The following is a 24,108-nucleotide window of genomic DNA, read 5'->3' on the forward strand; positions in this document are numbered from 1 at the left end:
GTAGATGATTCAAGCTGAATCAAACGACGGTTTTTTCTGTGTTTCTTTGTTGGCCTGTGTTTTTTGCTGTATTGAATGGTCGCAAAGAAACACCACAGTGATGTAATTTTTAAACAAGCAGACAGCGATGAGCGATTATAGAAATAATAAAGCAGATGTTTTGCTACAACATACTCAGCGTTATCAGTCTGGGCGCCTCACTATATTTTTAGGAGCTGCACCTGGTGTGGGGAAGACTTTTGCAATGTTAGTGCGCGCGCACGAACTGGCCTTGCAAGGGATCAACATTGTGATCGGCTATGTTGAAACCCATGGTCGCATTGAAACTGAAAACCTCATCTCAGGTTTGGTGATCATTCCAAGAAAGACGATTGAGTATCAAGGGCATTCTCTTGAAGAAATGGACCTTGATGCTGTGCTGGCAAGCAAACCCAGTATTGTTTTAGTAGATGAATTTGCGCATAGCAATATGCCAAATAGTCGTCATGAAAAACGTTGGCAAGATATTAATGAATTACTGGATGCGGGTATTGATGTATTTACCACAATGAATATTCAGCATCTCGAAAGTTTAAATGATGTGGTCTATCAAATTACGGGTATTCGGGTGACTGAAACCGTACCTGATCGGGTCTTTGAACGGATCCGTGATATTCGATTAATTGATTTACCAGTTAATGAATTACTTGAGCGTTTAAATCAGGGCAAAGTCTATGTACCTGAGCAAGCTGAACAAGCTTTGCAAAGATTCTTCAACAGTTCAAATCTGACAGCATTGCGTGAATTGGCAATGCAGACGGTTGCTAGTCATGTCGATACCGATGTTCGAGAAAATTTTGCTATACAAGGGCTTGCCCCCATTCCTTTAAAAAATCATATTTTAATTATGATTGAGGGCAATGGACAGGCAGAGGCTCTAGTTCGCGCAGGTTGTCGTATTGCTGAAAATCGTCAGGCAAACTGGACGGTGGTGGTCTTTTCTAAAGATTCAAAAATAACCGAAAAACAAGACAATTTATCCAGTCGAGAAATTGAACGGGCTTTAAACCTCACCCGTCAATTGGGTGGAATGACTGAAATCCTTTATGGTCAGCAACATGCAAAAACGCTGTTTGATTATGTGATGGATCGAGGGATTTCAACTTTGGTATTGGCACAATCACATCGTAAGACCTTTGCATTGGGTGTCGTAAATTTTGTTGATCAATTACTTAAATACCAGCCAAGTTTTGAATTGAGTATCGTCCCAATTCTTGCAGAACATCGTCAGCAATCATTTTTTCAGGATACGCATTCATTTCTAAATCTTAGAGAAATATTATTCGTTATATCAACCACAGTGGTCAGTATTGTGATTGCCAGCTTAGGTGAAAAGTATTTAGGAATCGAAGAGCTTTCGGTGATTTTTATCACTGCTGTGGTTTTTGTGGCATCTAAGACACGGATGCTGGCTGCGGTATTTTCGGCACTGTTGTTCTTTTTGGCTTATAACTTTTTCTTTATTTCACCCAAATTCACTTTGCAAATTTCTGCACATCAGGGCGTGATAACCGTGGTTGCCTTTTTAGGCGCAGCGTTGATTTCAAGCCGTTTGGCATCAAGACTGAGAGAACAAGTAACAGCTTTAAAGGCTGCCAATAGCTATAACAGCATTATGCAGGATTTAGGTCAAAAGCTGTCTATCGCAATTGATTTAAAGCAAGTGCAGGAGATTGCAGAAAACAGCTTAAGTAAAAATTTAAATGCTGAAATCTGGTTTTATTTCCCAGAATCGTCAACGTCATCACTTGAGGTGATTAACAGTAAAGAAAAAATTTCAGCAGATTGGACATTTAAGAACCATCAACCATCGGGACGGTTTACCCAAACCTTAACTGAAAATGATTGGTGGTTTTTACCATTATTGGCGTCTAAACAGTGTTTTGGGGTGGTCGGGGTTAAGTTTATTAAAAGCGTATCAGTTTTAAACACAGAACAGAAACAACTGACTGAAACCATGGTCGAATATATTGCTCAAGCGATTTCTCGAACCCAACTCACTAAAGCATTGGAAATTGCCAATGTCAGTTCAGAAACCGAGAGATTACGTTCAGCCTTGTTATCCTCCGTTTCTCATGATTTACGTTCACCTTTAGCTTCTATGATTGGAGCAGCTGATACTTTGAGCAATTATCGCCATTCGATGGATGAACAAGATCAAGACAGTTTGTTGGAAGCGATTCATTTAGAAGGCGAACGGCTGGATCGTTATATTCAGAATTTATTGGATATGACACGCTTAGGCCATGAAGGTTTAAGTCTTAAACGAGATTGGATTGGTGTCGATGAGTTGATTGGTTCAGCGGTACGCCGTTTAAAACGCTATATGCCGCATAGTCTTGTTGAGGTTGATTTACCAGAGCAAACCTTTAGCCTATTTGTGCACGCGGCTTTGATTGAACAAGCGATTTTTAATGTATTGGAAAATGCAGCCAAGTTTTCTCCAGAAAATAAAGCGGTAACGATTAAAGTTTTACAACTCAATGAAAACGAAATTGAAATCTCAATTAGCGATCAAGGTTTGGGTATCCCAGAAGATGAACGAGAGCGAATTTTTGATATGTTCTATACTATGGAACGTGGCGATCGCGGGCAGTATGGTACGGGATTGGGCTTAACCATTGTTAAAGCGATTATTGGTGCGCATATGGGTAAAATTTCGGCATCTTCAGCCAAGAATAATCAAGGCACCTGCATCCGTATGCAATTGCCGATTCAGCAGATTGGATAAGCGCACATATTGATTTTAGGAAATAGCATGCCAGAACATAATGTATCGACAAGTTCCATGATCAATGTATTGATTATTGATGATGAAACTCAAATTCGTAAGTTTCTCGATATTGCACTTAGGGCTCAAGGGTATAAAACCCTACTGGCTGAAAATGGTCAAAAAGGCTTAGAGCTTTTGGCTTTGCAAGGCGCTGATTTAATTATTTTAGATTTAGGGCTACCTGATTTAGATGGTTTAGAAGTTTTGTCTGAGTTGCGAGCGTGGTCACATGTCCCTGTGATTGTTTTGTCGGTTCGTTCTAATGAGGAGGAAAAAGTTAAATTACTGGATGCTGGCGCCAATGATTATGTGACGAAACCTTTTAGTGTTCAGGAGCTGATGGCACGGATCCGTGTATTACTCAGACAATTTCAAAATATTGCTGTAGAGTCCGCTTTTTTTGATGATGGATTTTTAAAAATTGATTTTGCCCAAAGACAGGTGTTTCTTAACCAACAACTGATTTCATTGACACGTAAGGAATATCAATTGCTGACTTTATTGGCGCAACATAAAGGGCAGTTGATTACTCAACCACAAATTCTCAGTGATTTATGGGGTCCTACTCATCAGGAAGATACCCACTATTTAAGAATTTTGGTGGCCAAATTGCGTGGAAAACTGAATGATAATGCGGTACAACCCAAATATATTGTGACTGAACCGGGTGTAGGCTTACGCTTTGTAGGCTAAGCATGGCTAAATCTTCTTTGAGATTATTGGTCTCTTACCGTATTTACAGTAGATGGTTAAAATTAAACTAAAAGATTCTTTGTAAAGTGCAGAGTAAGGGGCTTTTTATAGTCAACCTGTCAAAAAACTCAGACACAATAATATAATTATCCGTAATCAATATTTTTAATTTAATCAATAGTATGTAAAAGTTATTTGATTAAAAAGTTAGCAATGCCACACTTTACATTTAAAGTTTAAATATCTTTGCGTAGGCGATACCTTACTTTTGAAAGATCAAAAGTAACAAAAATCTTTCGTTTAACAGGGCTCTTGCGCTGCAAACAAAGCAATGCTTTATTTTTGCTCATATACCCCCGCCCAACGGCGACATCCATGTCGCCCCACGGTAGGATACCCATCTATGATTCAAAAGCACAAAAAACGAAATACTGACAATAAATATAGTTTATTTATTAAATCAAACAATTAAGTGATTTATTCAGACTTGAACGAGTACCTGTATTTTAAATTTCACTAAGAGTTTTGGCCTTATATGGATAAAACTTTATGATTTAAATTTATAATTATGAGGATTGAATAAATAAAGCGTAATCAAATATATTTTATCCGCTTTCATCTGCTGATCTGTGTTAACTTAGCTTTGATCGAATCCGTAAGCGAAACGGAAGTGTTTAGGTTGTTACAGGAATTGCGTATTCCCTCTAAATAGATTTAAAACCTAAGCAGTTAACGCTGAGCATGAGATCGCAGCATGCCGATCTAAAAAGCCCGCACTATTGTGGGCTTTTTTACATCATGAAGAAAACTGAATATTTTAGTAGTTAACGTCTAAATTTATATGACACACAATAAAAAAAACTTACCAAGTATCGGTAAGTTTTTAGATAAAGCTGTATAAATTAAACGTTAATATTATTTAGGTTTATTTTCTTCAGCTGGTTTAACTTGATTATTGTCCTGATTTGGATTCGGCGGTGTCACACCGGGAGTTGCTTGTGGCGCATCTTTAGCAGGAGTTTGCTCAGCATTTTTAGTATCAGAATTTGCTTGAGTTGAATTTTGCGAAAAACTTTTAAATGACATTATAATCTTCTTAACTGTGAAGTGAGTCTGGATAATAGCCTTTTAATCCACTTACACTAAGGTAGTTGTGAGAGCCATATGTGGAGATATGTTGGCTAAACTGAGTTTATATCGACAAAATATATTTATAAAAATATCAAATATTTGTATGGTGTTGTTTTAAATGGTGATATAGAAAATCTTTAAATCTAGGCCTGTACATAAACATCACAAAGCCATTATATAAAGAAGAACTTTTAATTTAAAATAATCAAATGTTATTTAAGTTGCATAATCTGCTGAATGAGCGTATTATGAAAAATACTAAAGCAGATGTGCTTAATATATAAGCAAGACTTGAAGGTTGGCTTCAACTCTGACTTCTGCAATATCAAGCTGATGTAAATATCAAAAGTTTAAATTAAGGTTAGATGCCTTCTTATCGTTAGTTCCAAAAATATATCTGTTGGTCTTAATAGTTAAATACTTCTCTGTTTGCAAAAGCTCAAAACAATTGAGTGAAAAAATGAATATTTTAAATGGCTGGACAATAGCCTCTGCAGTAAATGGCGATGAAATTCGCGTAAAGATCGTTCCTTTAAAAAGACAACAAAGCAACCGTACTGGTATGAGTTGGGTCGAAGTAGGGAAAAAGATTGAATTAGAATCTGGTGACGATCGTCAATTTAATATTGATGGTTCATCTTTCTATCTTAATCAAAATCAACTTTATCGTATTGCGATATAAATCGTAATCAAGTTTTAGAAAAGCTCATCGTAAGATGGGCTTTTTATATGGACGAACGAAAATAAAAGGTAATATAAAAGGTATTGAAAGTTAAAGAATGATTTCTGATCTGTGTTGATTGATCAATACTCGATAATTTTAAAATGATTAAATGGAATTAAAATCTCATAATAAAAACTTACCATGTGACTGTTTGGTTAAATACCGAAATAGATTAAATCAGCCATAAGACTGAAATTTCGATGATTTATCTGAATCTTTGAAATCAAATGTAATAAAGTTTCACATAAACTTGCATAACTCACATATCGAAATACTTTATTAGAAATTTGATGTTATTCCTAATAGACGTTATTCAATTCAGTATGAGGTATATCATGTTAAAGACCGTAGCATTATTAGGGACTGGAATTGCAATTGCTTGCTACTATCAGTCACATAAAAATAATCCTCAGAAAACCAAGGGTAAAAATTTAGCCAAAACCAAAGATGATGATCATAAAGAGTCCTCAGCAGAAGCAGTACATTAAATTTTAATGAAAAACCACCGATTCGGTGGTTTTTTTATATGAATAGAGCAATAAAAAATTTATTTAAAACTTTGAGGTGGATGCCCTAAGTGCCGTTTAAACATCGCACTAAATGCACTCTGGCTGGTATAACCTAATGAAGCGGATATATGAGATATACTTTTGCCTTGAGCCAGTTGGCTTAAGGCCAAGACAATGTGCATTTGTTGAATCCACCCACGATAGGACAAACCTGTTTCTTTTTTAAATAATCGAATTAAGGTTCTTGGGCTTGTGCCAATTTCGTCAGCCCAGATATTTAATTCCTTAGCGTTGTTCGGATTATTAATTAAATAGTCACAAATTAAGATAAGACGTTTATCTTTAGGTTTGGGAATTTCTATTGGATATGTAGGTGCCTTTTTTATTTCATCAAAAATTAGCAGTTGTAAGGATCTCTCTAAATCTTCGCTGTATGGTGTTTCGTGATCTTTCATTGTATCAAGTTGATTAAGCCTAAGAACTAATTCACGTAAAAGGCTGCTCATTCTCACTAAAAAACATTTTTCTCCCAAAATATCTGCAGCATTTTTCTCAACTAAAGCCGTACTTAATCTGACCTCGCTTAATGAAATTACACTGTGTTCAACAAATGCAGGGATCCACAGTGCACATTGCGGAGGGATAAGCCAGATATGATCAGCCGTTTGAACACGTATTGCACCTTGAGACGCATAGAGCAACTGCGCACGGCTATGCATATGTGGTGCGATAACACTTCCATATTTATGCTTGGAGCCTTTAGAAATAACCAATGTGGTTACCGAGTCTGAGTTTACTGGCATCGATATACACTCTTAAAATTTGTCACTTAGGCGATAATTTTTGGAATATACAAGTCAATATGACAATTTATACTAAACCATAAAGTTTCATGTAATAAAGGTTTGTTTATGCAATCTACTTCACCAACACATCAAGATCATCGGATGGATGCTTCAAACGTCCCTAAGATGGTACATCACATTATTTTCGCAGTTGCTTTCGCTCACTTATTAAATGATTTGATTCAAGCTTCACTTCCCGCAATTTACCCATTACTTAAAAATAATTTTTCATTAAATTTCACTCAAATCGGAATAATTTCACTGGTTTATCAAGTTACCGCTTCATTATTACAACCATGGATTGGATTGCATACCGATAAATATCCTAAACCTTATCTTTTGCCATTGGGGATGGTAATTACACTGATTGGCATATTCATGCTGGCTTTTTCTAATAGTTTCTATATGTTGCTGTTATCAGCATCTTTAATTGGAGTTGGATCTTCAACATTTCATCCTGAAGCCTCACGTGTTGCGAGAATGGCCTCTGGAGGAAAGTTTGGTACAGCTCAGTCAACTTTTCAAGTGGGTGGAAATACAGGATCAGCGATAGGTCCTTTACTTGCTGCAATCATTATTGTTCCAAATGGTCAGGCTTCAACAGCATGGCTGATGCTATTTGCCTTAATCGCAATTTGGATTTTATTTAAAGTCAGTAAATGGACAATAAATAATGCACAAAAACAACTCAGCAAAAGTATATCTTTACCAAGTTTTAAATTACATGGCCGTACTTTATTTCGCGCACTTAGTATTATTGCTATATTGATGTTTGCTAAGTTTACTTATATTGCAAGTATAAGTAATTATTATACTTTTTACTTAATTGAAAAGTTCCATCTTTCCATTCAAAGTGCTCAGTTATATCTCTTTGCTTTTTTAGCTACTGTTGCAATAGGAACTTATTTTGGTGGGCCGATTGGCGATCGAATTGGGCGTAGAGCAGTGATTTGGATATCTTTCTTGGGAATGATACCGTTTGCACTGGCTTTACCTTATGTAAATTTATTCTGGACTTGTACTTTCGCAATGATAGCTGGATTAATTATGTCGTCAGCATTTTCTGCGATGGTTGTTTATGCACAAGAAGCTGTGCCTGGTCGTGTAGGAATGATTGCGGGACTGATGTTTGGTCTCATGTTTGGAGTAAGTGGTATAGCAGCAGCGGGGTTAGGCTATCTCGCAGATAAAAATAGCATAGATTGGGTATTTCAATTATGTTCATTTTTACCACTATTAGGTTTTGTGACCTTGTTCCTACCAAATACTCAAGTTAAACATCAATCAAGCTAAGAAGTGATTATGTTTTTTAAGAATATCAAATATTTAAAATATACATTTGATATTAAATTTCATGCTCACAACTGATTTTAGTGAACTGAGTGTGTTGTCTAAATTTTTAAACCAAAGTGACGGTGGATGAAGTTGGTGAATCTGTGGATTGCGTAAATCTCACCGACTTTGGTTTTAAATGATGGATAAAGCGCGGAGATGAGCAAATGTGAAATATGTTTGATCTGTCTCACATTCTAGATATGGCTTTATTGGGTTTTAGGCATAAGAAAAAAGTTAAAAAATTAAATAAAAATGTCAGCTTTTATAGAAATCCATATATTTTTTAAGGTTTTTGTAAATATACCTCAAAATAGAGGCTGTTTTACCTCAAAGTGCTTTGCTTAATTTCTAAAAATAGGACATAACTATGAGAGTAAATACAGTAAAAATTTTTAATTACAAGGGGAATAAAAAATGCTTTTAAAATTTGCCACTCGATTCGCAAGTATTTTGTTTGGAATATTGGCTTTAATTGCGATCGTGATTCATTTTGTTTTTTCCAATAAGCTATCCATTGATCTATGGATTGTGTTTTTCCCAGTGATTTTAGCGGTTCCAATTTTAACAGCAGTTCTGATGACTGGTGATGATGAGTTAGGTGTTCAATCTGGTGAGTGGAACAACTCATAACTTTAAATCTAAGCTCATCGAAAGATGAGCTTTTTAGTATATGAAAGAATTAATTTTGAACCTATGTCATTATCTCACTTTTTCTTTTAATGGATAAAAGAGGAATATAGGCAGTAAGTACCGACAACTTTGTGGTTGTATAGCGAGTCTAGTTATCGTTATGCACTCGTTTAAACTTGTATTTGCAGTGTTTTGTTTCAACAGTTGGATTGTTGATGAGGAGAACCAAGTTGCGATATTTATTGTTTATACTCAGTTTTTTTCTATGTGCTGAATTGAAAGCGCAGAGCCCATTAGACGAACCTTTTTTGCAAGTTGGTGCGGTTGATGATCAATTCAATATCATTAATCTCGAATTGTACAATGGCTTAGTCAAAGTGATTAATCACAATTTTTCGAACATTAAGCCGAATCAATCAGATGACTTAACAAACATTTCTAGAATTAGATTGACCAGCAATGGATTGTTGCTTGTATCTGATTTAAAGGGGGATTGAGTCTGCAGAAGATCTAAGAGAAAGATTTGATGAAAACAAATATAAAAATTTGACCAAAAACAACATCTGTAGTAAAAGTGATTTGTTTGAGTCAGAGGTATTTAAAAAAACAACACAAGGCAATATTGTTTATCAATTAAACAATGCTAAAGGTGAGTTTTTGAAAAGTTTTACAATGAACTATAAAGAATGTCTATAGATATTAGGTGTTTAAATGAATATCTTGGGATAATTACTATATATTTAAATACTTGTTGTACAGTCGAATTTTTTGTAGCTCAGACTAATTTATAATTTTTAAATTAAACCCAAAAAAGTAGAATTCCTTAGCCATTTCTAAGGGATAGCAAAATGTGGAATTTCATCAAAAGCTTTAATTGTATAAATGTATGGTTAATCATATCTTTGATTACGCTTGGATTGGTATTGTTTCTATATTTTTCTTAGGCTTAGATGATTTATAGCAATTCAGAGGTAGTAACATAAGTTTGAAGTATCGAGCTTGTATAGGGCATAGCGATATTTTAGCTCTAGTGGATGGGAAGTTTGATGATGCAGATTTATAGGTTTTAATAGAATAATGAAAAGAAATTATGCTCTTCAATAAAAATAAATCCGTATAGAATAAAATGATTAATAAGGATAAACATGCTATCTAAAATAAATATCTAATTCATATCGTGCATAAACGATGATGTTTGTGATTTTAATAGATCGTTTGGAAGCATGGCGCTAGATGATCTCTATGCATATAATCAATGTAATTAGAAAAATTCTAAGGACTATAAAAATGAAATTGAGAATTTTATTGCTTTTATCATTTAGCCCGGAAATTTATGCAAATCAAATAGATCACTGCAAAATTATTGCAGAAAGTGCTGGAATGATCATGCAGTTAAGACAGTTTGGTGTTGATTTAAATACAGCATTTAATTTAAAAGGCAAACTAAGTAATAATGCAAAAAATTTAGAAGTCATCATTGCTGATGCAGAATCAAAACCCGTGTACGCCACAAATTTAGGTAAACAAAAAGCAGAAGAAGAATTTGCAGCTGAATGGAAAAATTTGTGTTTGGAATCAGTTCAGTTTTTGAATGATGGTGCAGGTCCGATTTAATCAATTTATCGCGTGAATCAAAGAGAATAGATAGTTGTTTCGCTATGACCTATAGGGCTATATTTTTGGAAATGTAATCAAATATAGATTCCCGCGTATCTTTATAATTTTTATTTTATAAGGATTTTAAAATAAAACACTCCAGAGATGCCGCTGCATGGTCGTTACCCTGAACCCGATGAGTTCAAGGTGGACGCGACGTACACTTAATGGGTTTCCCACTCAAGGTGGGCATACACTCAAAATATACAGAACACATCCATAAGTTTAAGTATCGGCAGGGGAATAGACGTACTGGCGAACACCCTAGAGTTGTATTAAGTATACATAATTTGGAGATTGTGGCAAATCACCAACGCTCATAATTTATAAATACAGCATAAAAAACCAATCAATTGCACGAAAAAAAAGCGGTTTATCCCGCTTTTTCAACATCTTCTAACATGGTCGCTAATAAACGTTCGCATTGTGCATATTCTTGTAACGATTTATTCATGCCTAAAACTTCTTGCATCAGTTCTAAAGCCACCATGATCACCAATTTATTGTGTTCAACATTGGGAGCTTTACGGCGAAATTCTTGAAACTTTTCATTTAAAAGTCGACCAGCACGTTCGAGTTCTGGTTGCTTATCTGTTGTGGTGCCTAAACGGAAACTTTGCTCGATTAAGCGTAATTCTACAGTCACATGTTCAGTCATACTCATACTTCCTCATTAGACTCTGATGGATGAGCAAGCTGTTGGATTTCTTGCGCATGATGATCTTGTTCAGTCCCTAAAATCGAAAGGCGTTGAATAATGGCTTCCACTTTTGTTTTGGCATGTTCATTTTTTTGAATTAAACGTTCACGCTCATCTTGAAGACCTTTGATGTCTTGTAAGTGATGGCGCTGTTCATTTGCCATTTTTTCTTTAACCACACGCAATTCATTACGTTCAGCCAAAATTTCCTGAAAACGATTTTTTAAATCGGTACAGCTTTTTTCCAAACGCCCATAACGCTCAGCTAAAGATGTGGCATCTGTATTGAGCTGTTGAAACTGATTTTGTAACTGAGAGAGTTGCTCAGTGAGCGTATCAATTTCATCTTGTTTTTGGGTGATAATGCTATTTTTATGGCTAATTTGAGCATGAGATTGCTCTTCGCTGTTATCCTTTTCTTTTAACAACGATGCATTTTCTTTCTCAACAGTTTCAATTCGTGTTTTTAAAACACCAATATGCGTCTGTAGACGCTGTAATTGTTCTAACATAACGGGTCGCACAGATTTGCAATCAAAGGTAATATATACAGAAGTATAGAGATTGGATAAACGAATGCAAGACGATATTTCAGGTTGGTCAGATTGGAATCAAAATTTTGAGGGGATTGAGGAAATTTCAAGCCCGAGTGAGTTACATGGCTTACTGACAGGTATAGTTTGTGTTACTGAAGTTCCGACTCGAGATGAATGGTTACAAATTTTATCTACGCTTGATGTGCCAAAATTAGACGATGAAGCGCTTGCGCTATTGTCTGATGAAGCTGAGGATGTATCACACGCGCTTTCAGACGATGATTTAGACTATCTTCCAATGCTTCCAGATGATGAGCATACATTGGCTGAGCGTGTGCAATCACTGGCAGATTGGTGTGCAGGGGTTGTGCTAGGCTTTGGATTGGCTTCTGGGCATATTCGCGCAGATGAGCAAGAGCTCATTGAAAGTTTACAAGATGTCGCATCTGTTGAGTTTGATGAATCAGATGACGATGATGAAGGTGAAGCAAGCTATCTTGAATTGTATGAATTTGTACGCTTGATCCCTGTGTCATTATCAATGGGACGAAAAAAAGTTCCAGTGTCAGAAAGCCCTCTATTGCAAAATTTTCATAGCAAAATGAAACAGGCAATTGATGCTTCCGAAAGTAACAATGTTGTAGAGATGTTTACTCCACATCGCCCAAGCTAAAACTAAGAAAAAAAGCTAAGAAACTTAAACTTTAGAATATTTATGTTTGATGAGTAGTAGGTTCTACAGCTCCCTGTACAGTGCTTTTTTATTCGCTTTAAAAACATCGAAGTTGAATAAAGTAGTGATGTAAAGGGTTAAATTTTTTAGTTTGGAATGATTTGCTTGTTCTGTTGTCGCAATTGAGCGCAGAACAAGAGAAATAATAAAATTATTTTAAAATATGCAAATATTGAGTCATCAGTATTTGCATTCATCTAAGCGTAATTGTAAGTTAAAGCTTCTTCCAAATTAATCATCTGAAATACAAGCTGAATAGAGAATGAAATTAACTCAAGCAGATTTTCAGGAACGTCGTGACCGCCTCGCTGAACAAATGGGTCCCAATAGCATTGCAATTATCTCAACCAGTCCAGAAGTCATGCGTAACCGAGATGCTGATTATAAGTTTCGTGCAGACAGTAGCTTTTTCTATTTAACCGGTTTTGCAGAGCCACAAGCAGTTGCAGTCATAGAAACAGATGAAACTGGTGAGGAATATATCTATAGCTTGTTCTGTCGTGAACGTAATCGTGAGATGGAAATCTGGAATGGTTACCGTGCCGGAATAGATGGTGCAGTTGATGATTATGAAGCAGATGAAGCTTATGCGATTGATCTGCTTGACGAAGAAATTATTGCCAAAATTTTAAATAAAGAAAAATTATTCTATCGTATTGGTCAACGTGCAGATTTTGATGCCAAGGTCAGTACTTGGATCACCAAAGCCAATGAATCTGGGCGTGGTTTTGGTGTTCCGGCGCAGCTGATTCAACTTGATCAAATTTTAGATGAAATGCGTTTGCATAAGTCCGATCAAGAAATTGAATTGATGCAAATCGCCTCAAATATCAGTGCAGATGCGCATACGCGTGCCATGCAAAAAGTTCATCCTGACATGATGGAATATGCTTTAGAAGCTGAGTTGAATTATATCTTTGGTCAGAGTGGTTGTGTTCCTGCCTATAACAGCATTGTGGGTGGCGGCAAAAATGGCTGTATTTTACATTATGTTGAGAACAACCAACCGTTAAAAGATGGTGATTTGGTGTTGATCGATGCGGCTGCTGAGTATGAATGCTATGCCTCAGACATCACCCGTACTTTTCCAGTAAATGGTAAGTTTAGCCCTGAACAAAAAGCGCTATATCAAATTATTTTAGATGCACAAATTGCTGCGATTGATGCAATTCAAATCGGTCATTCTTATAAAGAACCGCATAATGTTGCAGTACGGATCATGGTAGAAGGTTTGGTCAACCTTGGTATTATGCAAGGTGATGTTGATCAAATTATTGAATCTGAACGCTACCGTCAGTTTTATATGCATGGTACTGGGCATTGGCTTGGTATGGATGTGCATGATGTTGGCGCATATAAAGATGAAAATGGTCAATGGCGTAGCTATGAGCAGGGTATGGTTGTTACTGTAGAACCAGGTTTATATATCGCACCTGATGATGAAACAGTGGATGCAAAATGGCGTGGTATTGGTATCCGGATTGAAGATGATGTGGTTGCAACTGAACAGGGGCCATTGGTCTTGACCAAAAATGTGGTGAAGTCGATTGAAGATATTGAAGCGTTGATGGCAAAGTCAGTATAAGTTTTTAATTTGAAAGGTGAGTATGTATGGATACTTACACCGTTTTAGCTAAGCCAGTAGAAACAAGTCGTTTGATTCTACGCAAGTTTGTTGAAGGTGATGAAATCTCACTTTTTCATGAGTATTGCGGAGACAGGGAGTCTTCGAAATACTTACAAAGGCGACCACATGTCAATATTGAGCAAACCAAGTGTATGTTTGAAAATTGGAGTGGTACAAAATGGAAAAATAATGATAAAGATTTTGCTTGGATTATTAGTGAGCGCAAAACCAATTTAGCCATGGGGCTTGTGATGTTTATTCACAAAGGAGATCATGGCGAAATTCATTTTGGGCTTGGAGGTAAATTTCAAGGGCAGGGCTTTATGAGAGAGGCAATCACTGCTGTCATTGCTTATTTAAAAAATAACAGTAGGCTTAAACGAATTGAGACTTTTTGTGATGCAGAAAATGTGAAATCACGAAACGTTCTGATTGGAACAGGATTTACTGAAACGACCTTGTTAAAGCATTGGGCTATATTTCCAGCTTTGGGAGATAATAAGAGAGATTGTCTAGGTTTTATGATTGAAGTAAATTAAAAAATAGATGTTAGTCAAGTAGCATCACAAATTAGAATAACCAAACATCAAGTCAACAATTAGAGACTATCGATCTTTATTTTGGTAAACAAGAACCAAAAGATTTTATTCAATATAGTCATACACCTATAGGTCTTCAATCTGCTGAAATAAGTTTTTATCATTTGATTGGGCAATCGGTTTTTTATTGGCTCGAACTATAGAATCTAAGTTCAGGAATAAAAATTCCTAAAAGGAACCAAATTCCTGAAATTATCCAAACAAATAAAGCATAGGCTCTAATGTGTTCAGCATTTAAATCTACAACAAGCCCATCAAAAACTAGACCAGCTTTTCAGCCTTTAATCAAATCTGCACCACCTCAAGAGATAACCCATTTCAAAAATAATGAGTTAATAAAGAACAGCATTATCCAAATTGATAAGCTCAATTTAGTTATATCTCTAAGGAAGCTATTTGCATAGCAGATCTATAATTCACTGCTACTGTATCAATATGTATTTTATATGTCGGTTGTTCTTTAACAGCAGTAATGTAAGCTAAGATGCTAGTGAAATGTTTTCCGATATACACAAGTCCTGGATTTGATCCATAACCGGGTGGCTTTGGTGCTAAATTGAAATTAGCAGAAAAATTTTGAATATCATTGATTGCTTGTGATAAAACCACTCCAACTCGTGCCTCATAATCCCAAGAATTTGCAATAGAAGCCCCCCATATATCGCTTGCAATTTTTTTTGCGGCTTCTTGATTACGGAAGGCATCTCTTGTTTGAAGTCTCCTTTGTGGCTTAGTAAATAGCATAATATAGTGACTACAGTTAGATTTTTGATGAATATTAAATTTAATGATTGGACTTTTTTTTGAGTTAACATAAACAATTTTAGGGGTGATAAATTGTTTTGAAAAGGCTTTGATTGTTGGGTGTAAATCTGTTGTACAGCTAGCATCATTTGTAAAATATTTCAGAATATTATTTTTCTTATCAAATGTCGCAGCAAACATTCTTCCATCCTCATAAATAGTGGCTGCTGAATAGGCTGTAGACTCTTTATTTCTTCCTTCATAATAAAGTGCGTTAGCCGTTTTTAGTTTGTATGGAGCAGCATAAGTCTCAATATTTTGAGAAAATTTTGAATAATCTCGACCCAGAACTATTCGTAATTGAGACTGTATTATCGTATCTGATGATATATTCTCAATTGTTTTAAAGGTGTCATATGACTTAATAGACTTCCTTCATAAATCATTTTTCAATCAATTTAATTGTTTATCTTTCACCCAATCTAAATTGTATATGCCAGCAAGTAAATTAAACCGCAGGTTTAATCTTTTACGACGATTTCTATATACACAAGATAAAATCTTAAAACATTTCATCCTTCCAAATACATGCTCTACTTGAATTCGTCTACGACCAATCTCTCTATTTAACTTTTTTAATTCAGAATCTAATTTTTCAGTTTTCTTTGCTTTAGATGGCATGAGGCATCCAAAACCCAATTTTTTTATCCCTAAATACCCCTTATCAACGATAAAAAAGGGCTTAAATTTTAATTTCCTCATACTTTTTTTAAATATTTTAAAATCATGCATGCTTCCATGACTTCCACATACACTCAGTATTTCACCTGTTGTATAGTGCATAGATAGCTGAAATTTAAAGGTATGTCGCTTTTTTTTACCGCTATACCATTTCTTCTGTTTTTTTTGGACGTTGAACTAATATTTCAGTTGCATCAATCACAACAACTTCCCAATCCACTTCATCTCGATTAGGAAGTTGTTTTGGCAAGTTAAATTTTCCAGAACGGATTAAGGTATCTTCAATAACACGTGTGATACGAATTGCACTCGTTTCAGATACACCGTAACTCATACCAAGATGGAAAAATGTTCGATATTCTCTCCAATATTCTATACATAAGAGCAAGCGATCTTCCAACGGTAATTTATGCGGTCGTCCTTTACCAATATGACGAGGTAAATGCTTATTTAGCTCGGCCAACATGAGGTTAAATGTAGCCCAACTAACACCGGTAAGCCTACGAAACTTAACGTCTGATAATTTTTGAATATCTTTGAATTTCATCCAAGGATTATCCCTTGAATTAAATAATTTTGCTGATTAATTTAAGATCAAATAAATTGTACGTTTTTTGATTTATGACGGAAGTCTAATATTTAGACTATCTGCATATGCTGTTGAACTTAATAGAAATAAAATAACACTTAATATTTTAATTTTTTTCATGAATGTATACTCAATTTTTTGTATTTAAGTTTTTATCAAAGTTAGATTTATGATGCAATTATGAAGGAATATTTAATTGATACAAAATATTTATAATTAAATGTTTAATCTATGGGATGGTTTATGTTAATGATATTCTAAGTTTAATTATCTGTCTTTTTGAAATTACTAATTAATTTTATTGTTAAACCAAATTGTATTATTAGACTTTTGTATTGGGTGAATAACTTGCTCTTTATTTTTATCATCAAAACCTTATTATAAAAAGTCGATAGAGTGATCGACTTTTTAAACATTTAAAATGTGATTAAGTGATAAAGGCTCGTTATATTTACTGTAAATTCATACTGTAGAATAATTCAAAAATGAAAAAATCATTTTGATTGGTTGATATGTGTAACCTGATAAATAAAACCAATAAAAACAACAGCACTGGCAAAGATCGGGAGTAGCCATAATGAAATATGGAAATAAAAGAATATTCCACCAATACCAGCACCTAAAGCACCACCTAAATATAAGGCTGACTCATTAAGTGCAACAGCTAAATTTCCACCACCTGTTTTTTCTCTGACTAAAATCAGTTGTTCATTTTGTGGAACTTGCAATGCCCAACCGACAGCTCCCCATATTGCAATGGGTATAAGGGTAAGCCAAGGCGTGATGGTTGCAAAAAATGGGATAAGTAACAGCGCAATGCTAAGAATAAACATGATGATGGCTGTTAATTTTTCATTGCTTATCTTTTTAGAAATATGCCCCACAACAAAACTACCGATAATTCCGCCTATTCCCCAGATCCAGAGAAAGGGTGTGATATTTTCAATAGAACCAAACTCATCAGAGCTTAAAAGTGGGAATAAGTAAGTATAAAGTCCAAGGCTTGAAATCGCAGCAAGCAGGGAAATGAAGAGTATTTTTAAGACATTTATATCCTTTAGGAGTCTTAATTTTTCACTCAAACTCTGAGTGATCAAATTTGGAATAATTGGGAGCTTTATATAAAGACCATAGAAAGATACTAGACCTAATATAGCAATGAGATACATTGAAGTTTGCCATCCAAATTGATTTGAAATGATCAATCCAAGCGGTACACCAAGCACTGTACCTGCTGCCATTCCACTCATAATAATTGAAATCGCTTGACCTCTTTGATCTGGTTTCACCAATGCTGTAGATATTGAAATCCCTATAGCTAAATAAACGCCTGCTCCGATACCTGCGAATATTCTTGAAATCAGTAGTATCGAAAAATTAGGAGCTAAGCCACTGATCAGATTGGAAATAGAAAAAATAAATAAAGCCAATAATAATATTAATCGCTGCTTATTCTCTGGAGATAAAGCAACAATAACTGGGGAGCCAATTCCATAAGCTAAGGTAAATACAGTCACTAACTGTGCTGTCAATGCTATGGATATATCAAACTCATTTTGGATTAGTGGTATTAATCCAGCCGTGATATACGATGCCATTCCCAAAGAAAAGGCACCTAATGCAATAAAATAGACGATTAAAATATTGGGGTTACTTTTAGTATCAAGCATACGTATGATCTATAAAATAAAATGATGTTTGAAATTTACGTCATTATTTTTTCTTGTATATCACTTACATTTTTGATGCTAAGTATAATTTTTGGTACCGAATATAGGTTTTTTATGAAACAGAATCGCTCAGGTTGCCCCGTTGAAGAGGTATTTGTGCAATTAGGTGGTCGTTGGAAAATGATGATTTTGTCCTTTTTGCTAGAGAAACCCCGACGATTTAGTGAGATTAAAAATAATATTCCGAATATCTCGCAACGAATGCTTATTTTGGAATTAAATTTTCTTGAAAATAAAGGCTTTATAGAAAGGAGTGTCTATGAGGGAAAACCTGTAAAAGTTGAATACTCACTGACAGAAGAAGGTCAGTATCTCGATCGATTTATACTCATGTGTAGAGAGTATGGTGAGTGGATAAGAGAAAGAGAAATGATGCGAGACAGTTTTAATCACTGTTTATGAAATGTTACATTTTTTTAAATTGATTATGGGTATATCGTAAAGTTATTAACGACATTTCTCTATTCTTCGTGTTTGATATTTAAACAATACCTTTAAGTTGCCATATCGGCCGAGCTAAATAACATGCTTAATTCTTGGCTAGAATTTTTAATTTTCATACTTATGTTAAAAATAGCGTATTGATTCAGTACAAATACAGCCAACAATTTCCTATTTCAATATAAAAATGACTTTGCTTGATGTAATATGAAATCAATCAAGATTATAAGTATTCAGTACGCTGAATCACATATAGAAAGGATAAAAGCATGCAACAAGAAGTCATCATCGTCGGCGGTGGAATGGTTGGGCTGAGCTTGGCTCTAATGTTGGCAAAAGCCAATATTGCGGTAAAGCTTTTAGAGGCTGTGAAATATCCAAATTATGATGATGCCAATCTTGCACCCTATCATTCCAGTTTTGATGCACGAAATACCGCGCTATCACGTCGTACCGTGCAAATTTATCAAAAACTCGGTCTTTGGGATGCTTTGCAAGAACATGCGACTCCTATTCTCGAAGTACATATCACTGAACAAGGCAGTTTTGGTAAAGCACGTTTAGTTGCAGATCAAGAAAAAGTAGAAAGTTTTGGACAAGTGATTGAAAATGCATGGCTAGGCCGTGTACTACTGACTCAAGTTCGCCAGCAAGCTTTAATTGAATTGATTGACGGTGTACAAGTCACCTCACTAAAACAAGAGGGTGACTATGTATATGTTGAAGCCAATCGTGGTGAAGAATATACCCATTCACTTAAAGCCAAATTGTTGATTGCTGCGGATGGTCGTGATTCTTTCTGTCGCCAAGCTTTAGGTGTTGGTGTGGATGTGCATGATTATGATCAGGTGGCAATTGTCACAACAGTACAAACCTCTAAACCACATCATCAAGTGGGCTTTGAACGCTTTAGCCATTTAGGGCCATTGGCATTGCTCCCATTGCCGGGGGAATGTCGTCGTTCAGTGGTTTGGCCGGTGAAAAAAGGCACAGAAGATGAATGGTTAGGTGATGAAAATGACCAACATTTCCTCGATGCTTTACAGCAAACTTATGGTGATCGTGCGGGTAAATTCCAGAAGACAGGTAAACGTTTTAGCTTCCCATTGGCACAAGTGCTTGCTGAAAAACAAGCGGTGGGTCGGGTAATTTTGATGGGTAATGCTGCACATACCATTCATCCTGTTGCTGGACAAGGTTTTAACTTGTGTATGCGTGATGCAGATGTGCTGATGCGTTATATCACAACGCAAATTGCGCAATCTGATGATATTGGACAACCTGAGATGTTAAAGGCCTATGAACAATCTCGCTTAACTGATCAGCAACGTGTGATTAAATTTTGTGATTCTGTAGTGCGTGGATTTAGTAATCAAAATCCAGTGTTAAAATTATTGCGTAATACTGGCTTGGTGGCTTTTGATGTGATTCCGGGGATTAAACCTTTGGTTGCCAATTATGCGATGGGATTAAAAGCATGACACAGCAAGATATGTTAGATGTGGTGATTGTTGGTGGTGGTCTGGTGGGTGGCTTAACCGCATTACTTCTAGCACAGGGTGGTGTGCAAGCCACTGTTTTAGATGCAGCCCCTATTTTAGATGCTGAAAAGACTTTAGCTGTTGCTAATCCGCGGGTTTTAGCCTTGAGCCAAGCCACGATTCACTTGTTAAAAACGGTGAATGTATGGGAAAAAATCGCTCGCCAAATGCCCTATACAGGCATGCAAGTCTGGAATAAAAATGGTTATGGTGAAATTAACTTTGGGCAAGCCTCAGAAAACTTTCCTACAGCTGAGCAAAGCTTAGGTTCAATGGTTGAACCAAGTTTATTAAACCTTGCCATCCAACAGGAAATGTTGGAGCAACTGCAAGATTATCGTACTCAAGTTAAAGTTGTGCGAGTAGAGCAGGGGGTAGGTTGTTGGATCATTAAACTTGCAGATGGGACTGAGCTAAAGACCAAGTTAGTGATTGGTGCAGATGGTGCAAATTCATTTGTTCGTGATCAAGCATTTATCGATCTTGATGTTTTAGATTATCAACAGGCAGGTTTGACCTGTGCGATTCGTACCACACAACCACACCAATATGTGGCTCGTCAGATTTTCCATCCGACAGGCCCATTGGCATTTTTACCGATGGCGAGTTTAAAGCCAGAACAAGCTGAACACTGGATTTCAATCGTTTGGACCTTACCTGATGATTATGCAGAAGAATATGCGCGCTTAGATGATGCTGATTTTTGTGAATTATTGACACGTGAAAGTCATCATATGTTGGGCAAGATCGTTGAAGCGACACCACGGGCTCAATTTCCACTTAAGGCGCGTGCGGCACAACGTTATGTAAAAGATGGGCTGGCCTTGATTGGCGATGCAGCGCATGTAATTCATCCTTTAGCTGGGCAAGGCGTAAATATCGGGTGTTTAGATGCTGCTATTCTGTGTGATGTATTACTTAAAGATAAACAGCGTGGCGTATGGGCACATGAACAAACCTTAAAGCGTTATGAACACCAACGTAAAGGGCAAAATGATGCCATGATGCATAGCATGTCGATGATTGGTTTTGTAGAAACTGCGGAAATATTTCCATTGGTTTGGGCGCGTAACTTTGGCTTAAAACAAGTTGAAAATAAGCCATTTTTAAAAGATCAATTTATGGCACAAGCCAATGGGCTGGCAACTTTAAAAAGCACGCAATATGCCATTTAATTGGATTTCTGATATTTTTTAACCAATCATTTAAACAACATTACGAATTTGATGAAAAAAAACACGATTTTGTGTATCTAGATACTAGTCGAATGGCGAAGAGCTTGATACATTTCTCTGTAAAACATCACCATTTTTCGGATGGTACATTGACGTCATTGATGGGGAGTTAAAGATGACAGATACAAATGATTATGATGATAATTCAGAAGATCATGCAGTAGACGATGATGAAGCTAAAGCGGCTGAAAAAGGCGCTGCGGCAAGTGACTCTACAGTTTCAGATACAGATTTGGCTGAAGCTGAAACACTCACTGTGACAGCGAAAAAAAGACAGCGTGAAGCGTTGGAAGATGAAGTCGCTGCATTTTTAGCGCGTGGTGGGAGAATTACCGAAGTTCCACCAGATGAATCTGCTAAAGATTGATTTTAAAAGCACCGAAAGGTGCTTTTTTAAATTTGGTTGGAATGCTGTCTATTTTTAGATGTTTAAATCTCAATCTTAAAAAGTTTTAGTGTTTGTGACTTTTTACTTGAACTTTTAATGAACTATTTTATTTTTATGGATCCTTGCTGCTTGCTTTAAGTGTATGACTGATTAAATCATTAGGAATGTTGTACTTTTGATGATTTTTTTGCATCAGCTTTTATACGTGCCAGATTGATCAGTGAGGGATTAAAATTTATTGTATCAGAGATTAAGGCTTGGTGGTAAAAGCGACCAGAGCAACCAGTCACTTGTAGAAAAGCAGGTTGAGAAAAGCTTATACAGGCATTTCTCAACTCAAGAAATAAAATTATTGTTGATTAGTCAGCTCTAAAGCACGTTGATAGGCGATTTTCTTTTTGATGCCGGTTAGATCCGCAGCAAGTTGTGATGCCGCTTTGACTGATAAATCTTGTAATAAACGATTTAAAAGTTGATCTAACTTCTCTTGTTCCACATCTTGATCTTTGGCATCTGGTGCACCACCAATAACTAAAACAATTTCACCTTTTTGCTGGTTGCGATCATTTTCAATAAATGTCACCAACTCGCCCAAAGTCATCTTTTTAATCGTTTCAAATGTTTTGGTAATTTCACGTGCAAAACCAACAGGTCGATCTGCACCAAAAACATCAGCCATATCTTTGACACTGTCTAAAATACGATGAGGTGCTTCATAGATAATCATGGTTTGTGATTCATGCTTTAATTTTTCTAATTGAATCAATCGTTGTGATTGTTTTGACGATAAGAAGCCTTCAAAGCTAAAACGATCACTGGGTAAACCCACCGCACTTAGCGCAGCAATAGCAGCACATGCACCCGGCACAGGAATGACGCGAATACCATTCTCCTGAGCAGCACGGACCAATTTAAAACCCGGGTCACTAATCAATGGTGTACCAGCATCACTGACCAGCGCAATATTCTGACCGCTTTTTAATTTTTCAATAAGTATATCAATTTTGTTACTTTCATTGTGATCATGACACGCTGTGAGCGGAGTTGAGATATTATAGTGCTTTAATAATTGAGCAGATTGACGTGTATCTTCTGCCGCAATAACAGAAACAGACTTTAAAACTTCAATAGAACGAAAAGTCATATCATCTAAGTGCCCAATTGGGGTCGCTACGACGAATAATTGAGCACTCATAAAGGTCTCCATGAAGAATAAGTTAGTGTTGAACAGTATTAAAAGAGTGGTTGTGTTGGGAATGGTTGGATTTACAATCCAAGTTCACGCAGAAATTCTGGTTATATTACCTGAAACAGGCCCTATGTCGCGAGCGGGTTTGAGTATTAAACAAGGAATATTAAGTGCCGCGCAGGCCTCAAAGAATGAAATACCCTTAAAATTTGTCGATTCAGATCAAAAGACCATCAAAGCGCTGTTAAAGCAGCATGTCAATAAAAAGACTAAAATGATTATTGGGCCTTTGGCTCGGCCTGATGTTGAGGCTTTAATTAATTTAAAGCCTAAAGTACCTGTATTGGCACTTAATGAAGTTTATCCAAGCTATAAAAGTGTTTGGCAATATAGTCTTTCTAAAAATGACGATGCATTGGCGCTGCTTGATTATATCCAGCATGATAAAGTCAGCAAACTCTATGTGGTGCGTGAAAAAGGCACAGAAGCAGAATCTATTAACTTTTTAAATGCATTATTTGCCAATTATATGGGTGAAGTTGATCCTGTAGAGCATATGCCGAAGTCGATTTCGGATCGAGAGGGTATTTTACTGTTAGATTCAAACCAATGGTTGACCAGTTTTCCTAAATTACAGAAGAAAAAAATTTATACCCAAGCCATTGCCGTTGATGAAAAAAAGGCCTTGCCTAAAGGGATGAAATTCTGTGATGTTCCAGCCTTATACATCGCCGAATGGGATGATGTGGTCAAAGCTTATAAAGATAAACCGACCTCGTTACCGTATCAGCGTTTATATGCCTTTGGTGGAGATGCTTGGCATATTGCTGAGCAATTTGTTTTGGATCCGAATGTAAAAAGCTTAACCTTTAATGGACGCACTGGAAAAATTAAAATTGATGGAAATCGTGTTGAACGTATTCCGCAATGTTTTGAACGCTCAAAAAATAATTTAGTGCCTTTGTGATGACAGGTTTCTC

The 24,108-nt window shown here is 36.1% G+C and carries 23 protein-coding genes, 1 other RNA gene and 1 pseudogene; 15 read left to right on the forward strand and 10 right to left on the reverse strand.

The features are described 5' to 3' along the window. The first annotated feature begins 127 nt into the window (after window positions 1-127). Together MTO68_RS06585 and MTO68_RS06590 are read left to right on the forward strand one after the other, a co-directional pair. Window positions 128-2,770: a sensor histidine kinase KdpD gene (locus MTO68_RS06585; RefSeq protein ID WP_244015417.1), complete on the forward strand. Its 2,643-nt coding sequence runs from the start codon at window positions 128-130 to the stop codon at window positions 2,768-2,770. A gap of 27 nt (window positions 2,771-2,797) precedes the next feature. After that, complete coding sequence (locus MTO68_RS06590) at window positions 2,798-3,505, forward strand: response regulator (protein WP_244015418.1); 708 nt, start codon at window positions 2,798-2,800, stop codon at window positions 3,503-3,505. Between the two features lie 915 nt (window positions 3,506-4,420). Here the strand turns inward: MTO68_RS06590 and MTO68_RS06595 are convergent. Then, window positions 4,421-4,591: a hypothetical protein gene (locus MTO68_RS06595; RefSeq protein WP_171077820.1), complete on the reverse strand. Its 171-nt coding sequence runs from the start codon at window positions 4,589-4,591 to the stop codon at window positions 4,421-4,423. A 505-nt stretch (window positions 4,592-5,096) separates the two neighbouring features. Here MTO68_RS06595 and MTO68_RS06600 point away from each other — a divergent pair. Together MTO68_RS06600 and MTO68_RS06605 are read left to right on the forward strand one after the other, a co-directional pair. After that, window positions 5,097-5,318: a hypothetical protein gene (locus MTO68_RS06600; RefSeq protein ID WP_004722098.1), complete on the forward strand. Its 222-nt coding sequence runs from the start codon at window positions 5,097-5,099 to the stop codon at window positions 5,316-5,318. Between the two features lie 377 nt (window positions 5,319-5,695). Next, the gene (locus MTO68_RS06605) at window positions 5,696-5,848 is read left to right on the forward strand and encodes a hypothetical protein (protein WP_004819938.1); all 153 of its coding nucleotides are present in this window, start codon (window positions 5,696-5,698) and stop codon (window positions 5,846-5,848) included. Between the two features lie 59 nt (window positions 5,849-5,907). Here MTO68_RS06605 and MTO68_RS06610 read toward each other — a convergent pair whose 3' ends face one another. Next, window positions 5,908-6,672: a helix-turn-helix transcriptional regulator gene (locus MTO68_RS06610; protein WP_034618310.1), complete on the reverse strand. Its 765-nt coding sequence runs from the start codon at window positions 6,670-6,672 to the stop codon at window positions 5,908-5,910. Window positions 6,673-6,816: 144 nt separating this feature from the next. Between MTO68_RS06610 and MTO68_RS06615 the strand changes: the two genes are divergently transcribed. The 3 genes from MTO68_RS06615 (at window position 6,817) to MTO68_RS06625 (ending at window position 10,293) form a co-directional block, all read left to right on the forward strand. After that, window positions 6,817-8,007 (forward strand): MFS transporter, encoded by a 1,191-nt coding sequence (locus MTO68_RS06615; protein ID WP_244015959.1) that lies wholly within the window; start codon window positions 6,817-6,819, stop codon window positions 8,005-8,007. A 456-nt stretch (window positions 8,008-8,463) separates the two neighbouring features. Then, window positions 8,464-8,679 carry a hypothetical protein gene (locus MTO68_RS06620; RefSeq protein ID WP_004819941.1) on the forward strand — a complete coding sequence of 72 codons (216 nt, stop codon included), beginning with the start codon at window positions 8,464-8,466 and terminating at the stop codon, window positions 8,677-8,679. 1,287 nt (window positions 8,680-9,966) lie between these two features. Further along, window positions 9,967-10,293: a hypothetical protein gene (locus MTO68_RS06625; RefSeq protein WP_244015419.1), complete on the forward strand. Its 327-nt coding sequence runs from the start codon at window positions 9,967-9,969 to the stop codon at window positions 10,291-10,293. Between the two features lie 134 nt (window positions 10,294-10,427). Here the strand turns inward: MTO68_RS06625 and ssrS are convergent. The 3 genes from ssrS to MTO68_RS06640 all read right to left on the reverse strand — a co-directional run bounded on the left by ssrS (window position 10,428) and on the right by MTO68_RS06640 (window position 11,547). After that, window positions 10,428-10,609, reverse strand: a non-coding RNA gene (gene ssrS / locus MTO68_RS06630) — 6S RNA. 99 nt (window positions 10,610-10,708) lie between these two features. Further along, window positions 10,709-10,993, reverse strand: coding sequence for a cell division protein ZapA (locus tag MTO68_RS06635; RefSeq protein WP_004819948.1), 285 nt, complete (start codon window positions 10,991-10,993; stop codon window positions 10,709-10,711). A gap of 2 nt (window positions 10,994-10,995) precedes the next feature. Beyond that, window positions 10,996-11,547, reverse strand: a complete 552-nt coding sequence (locus tag MTO68_RS06640) for a hypothetical protein (protein WP_004722081.1) — start codon at window positions 11,545-11,547, stop codon at window positions 10,996-10,998. Window positions 11,548-11,611: 64 nt separating this feature from the next. On the opposite strand from MTO68_RS06640, the gene MTO68_RS06645 reads away from it, so the two are divergent. From MTO68_RS06645 to MTO68_RS06655, 3 genes are all read left to right on the forward strand, one after another. Beyond that, on the forward strand, window positions 11,612-12,244 hold the full coding sequence (locus MTO68_RS06645; protein ID WP_004819950.1) for a UPF0149 family protein: 633 nt from the start codon (window positions 11,612-11,614) through the stop codon (window positions 12,242-12,244). A 322-nt stretch (window positions 12,245-12,566) separates the two neighbouring features. Further along, a complete protein-coding gene (gene pepP / locus MTO68_RS06650) occupies window positions 12,567-13,889 on the forward strand; it encodes a Xaa-Pro aminopeptidase (protein WP_244015420.1) in 1,323 nt (440 codons plus the stop codon). A 26-nt stretch (window positions 13,890-13,915) separates the two neighbouring features. After that, window positions 13,916-14,470 carry a GNAT family N-acetyltransferase gene (locus tag MTO68_RS06655; protein ID WP_244015421.1) on the forward strand — a complete coding sequence of 185 codons (555 nt, stop codon included), beginning with the start codon at window positions 13,916-13,918 and terminating at the stop codon, window positions 14,468-14,470. Window positions 14,471-14,905: 435 nt separating this feature from the next. Here the strand turns inward: MTO68_RS06655 and MTO68_RS06660 are convergent, their stop codons facing one another. The 4 genes and pseudogenes from MTO68_RS06660 to MTO68_RS06675 form a co-directional block, all read right to left on the reverse strand. Then, complete coding sequence (locus MTO68_RS06660) at window positions 14,906-15,475, reverse strand: hypothetical protein (protein ID WP_244015422.1); 570 nt, start codon at window positions 15,473-15,475, stop codon at window positions 14,906-14,908. A 252-nt stretch (window positions 15,476-15,727) separates the two neighbouring features. After that, window positions 15,728-16,120, reverse strand: a pseudogene (locus MTO68_RS06665) (transposase family protein); the annotation flags it as partial. 37 nt (window positions 16,121-16,157) lie between these two features. Further along, window positions 16,158-16,562 (reverse strand): transposase family protein, encoded by a 405-nt coding sequence (locus MTO68_RS06670; protein ID WP_008942454.1) that lies wholly within the window; start codon window positions 16,560-16,562, stop codon window positions 16,158-16,160. Window positions 16,563-17,098: 536 nt separating this feature from the next. Then, complete coding sequence (locus tag MTO68_RS06675; protein WP_244015423.1) at window positions 17,099-18,274, reverse strand: MFS transporter; 1,176 nt, start codon at window positions 18,272-18,274, stop codon at window positions 17,099-17,101. Window positions 18,275-18,388: 114 nt separating this feature from the next. Between MTO68_RS06675 and MTO68_RS06680 the strand changes: the two genes are divergently transcribed. The 4 genes from MTO68_RS06680 (at window position 18,389) to MTO68_RS06695 (ending at window position 21,918) form a co-directional block, all read left to right on the forward strand. After that, a complete protein-coding gene (locus tag MTO68_RS06680; RefSeq protein ID WP_244015424.1) occupies window positions 18,389-18,736 on the forward strand; it encodes a helix-turn-helix domain-containing protein in 348 nt (115 codons plus the stop codon). A gap of 308 nt (window positions 18,737-19,044) precedes the next feature. Continuing rightward, window positions 19,045-20,256, forward strand: a complete 1,212-nt coding sequence (gene ubiH / locus MTO68_RS06685; protein ID WP_034614245.1) for a 2-octaprenyl-6-methoxyphenyl hydroxylase — start codon at window positions 19,045-19,047, stop codon at window positions 20,254-20,256. Continuing rightward, entirely contained in the window at window positions 20,253-21,491 is a 1,239-nt protein-coding gene (locus tag MTO68_RS06690; RefSeq protein ID WP_239046133.1) for an FAD-dependent monooxygenase, read from the forward strand. The genes ubiH and MTO68_RS06690 overlap by 4 nt, the downstream gene beginning before the upstream one ends. A 175-nt stretch (window positions 21,492-21,666) precedes the next feature. Next, on the forward strand, window positions 21,667-21,918 hold the full coding sequence (locus MTO68_RS06695; protein ID WP_004722066.1) for a hypothetical protein: 252 nt from the start codon (window positions 21,667-21,669) through the stop codon (window positions 21,916-21,918). Window positions 21,919-22,288: 370 nt separating this feature from the next. On the opposite strand, the gene rsmI is transcribed toward MTO68_RS06695, so the two are convergent. Further along, window positions 22,289-23,134 carry a 16S rRNA (cytidine(1402)-2'-O)-methyltransferase gene (gene rsmI / locus MTO68_RS06700; protein WP_004819970.1) on the reverse strand — a complete coding sequence of 282 codons (846 nt, stop codon included), beginning with the start codon at window positions 23,132-23,134 and terminating at the stop codon, window positions 22,289-22,291. A 10-nt stretch (window positions 23,135-23,144) separates the two neighbouring features. Here rsmI and MTO68_RS06705 point away from each other — a divergent pair, with 10 nt between their 5' ends. Then, the gene (locus tag MTO68_RS06705; RefSeq protein WP_244015425.1) at window positions 23,145-24,095 is read left to right on the forward strand and encodes a penicillin-binding protein activator; all 951 of its coding nucleotides are present in this window, start codon (window positions 23,145-23,147) and stop codon (window positions 24,093-24,095) included. Window positions 24,096-24,108: the final 13 nt, after the last annotated feature.

This window comes from Acinetobacter sp. NyZ410, assembly GCF_022828975.1.
Taxonomy (GTDB): Bacteria; Pseudomonadota; Gammaproteobacteria; order Pseudomonadales; family Moraxellaceae; genus Acinetobacter; species Acinetobacter guillouiae.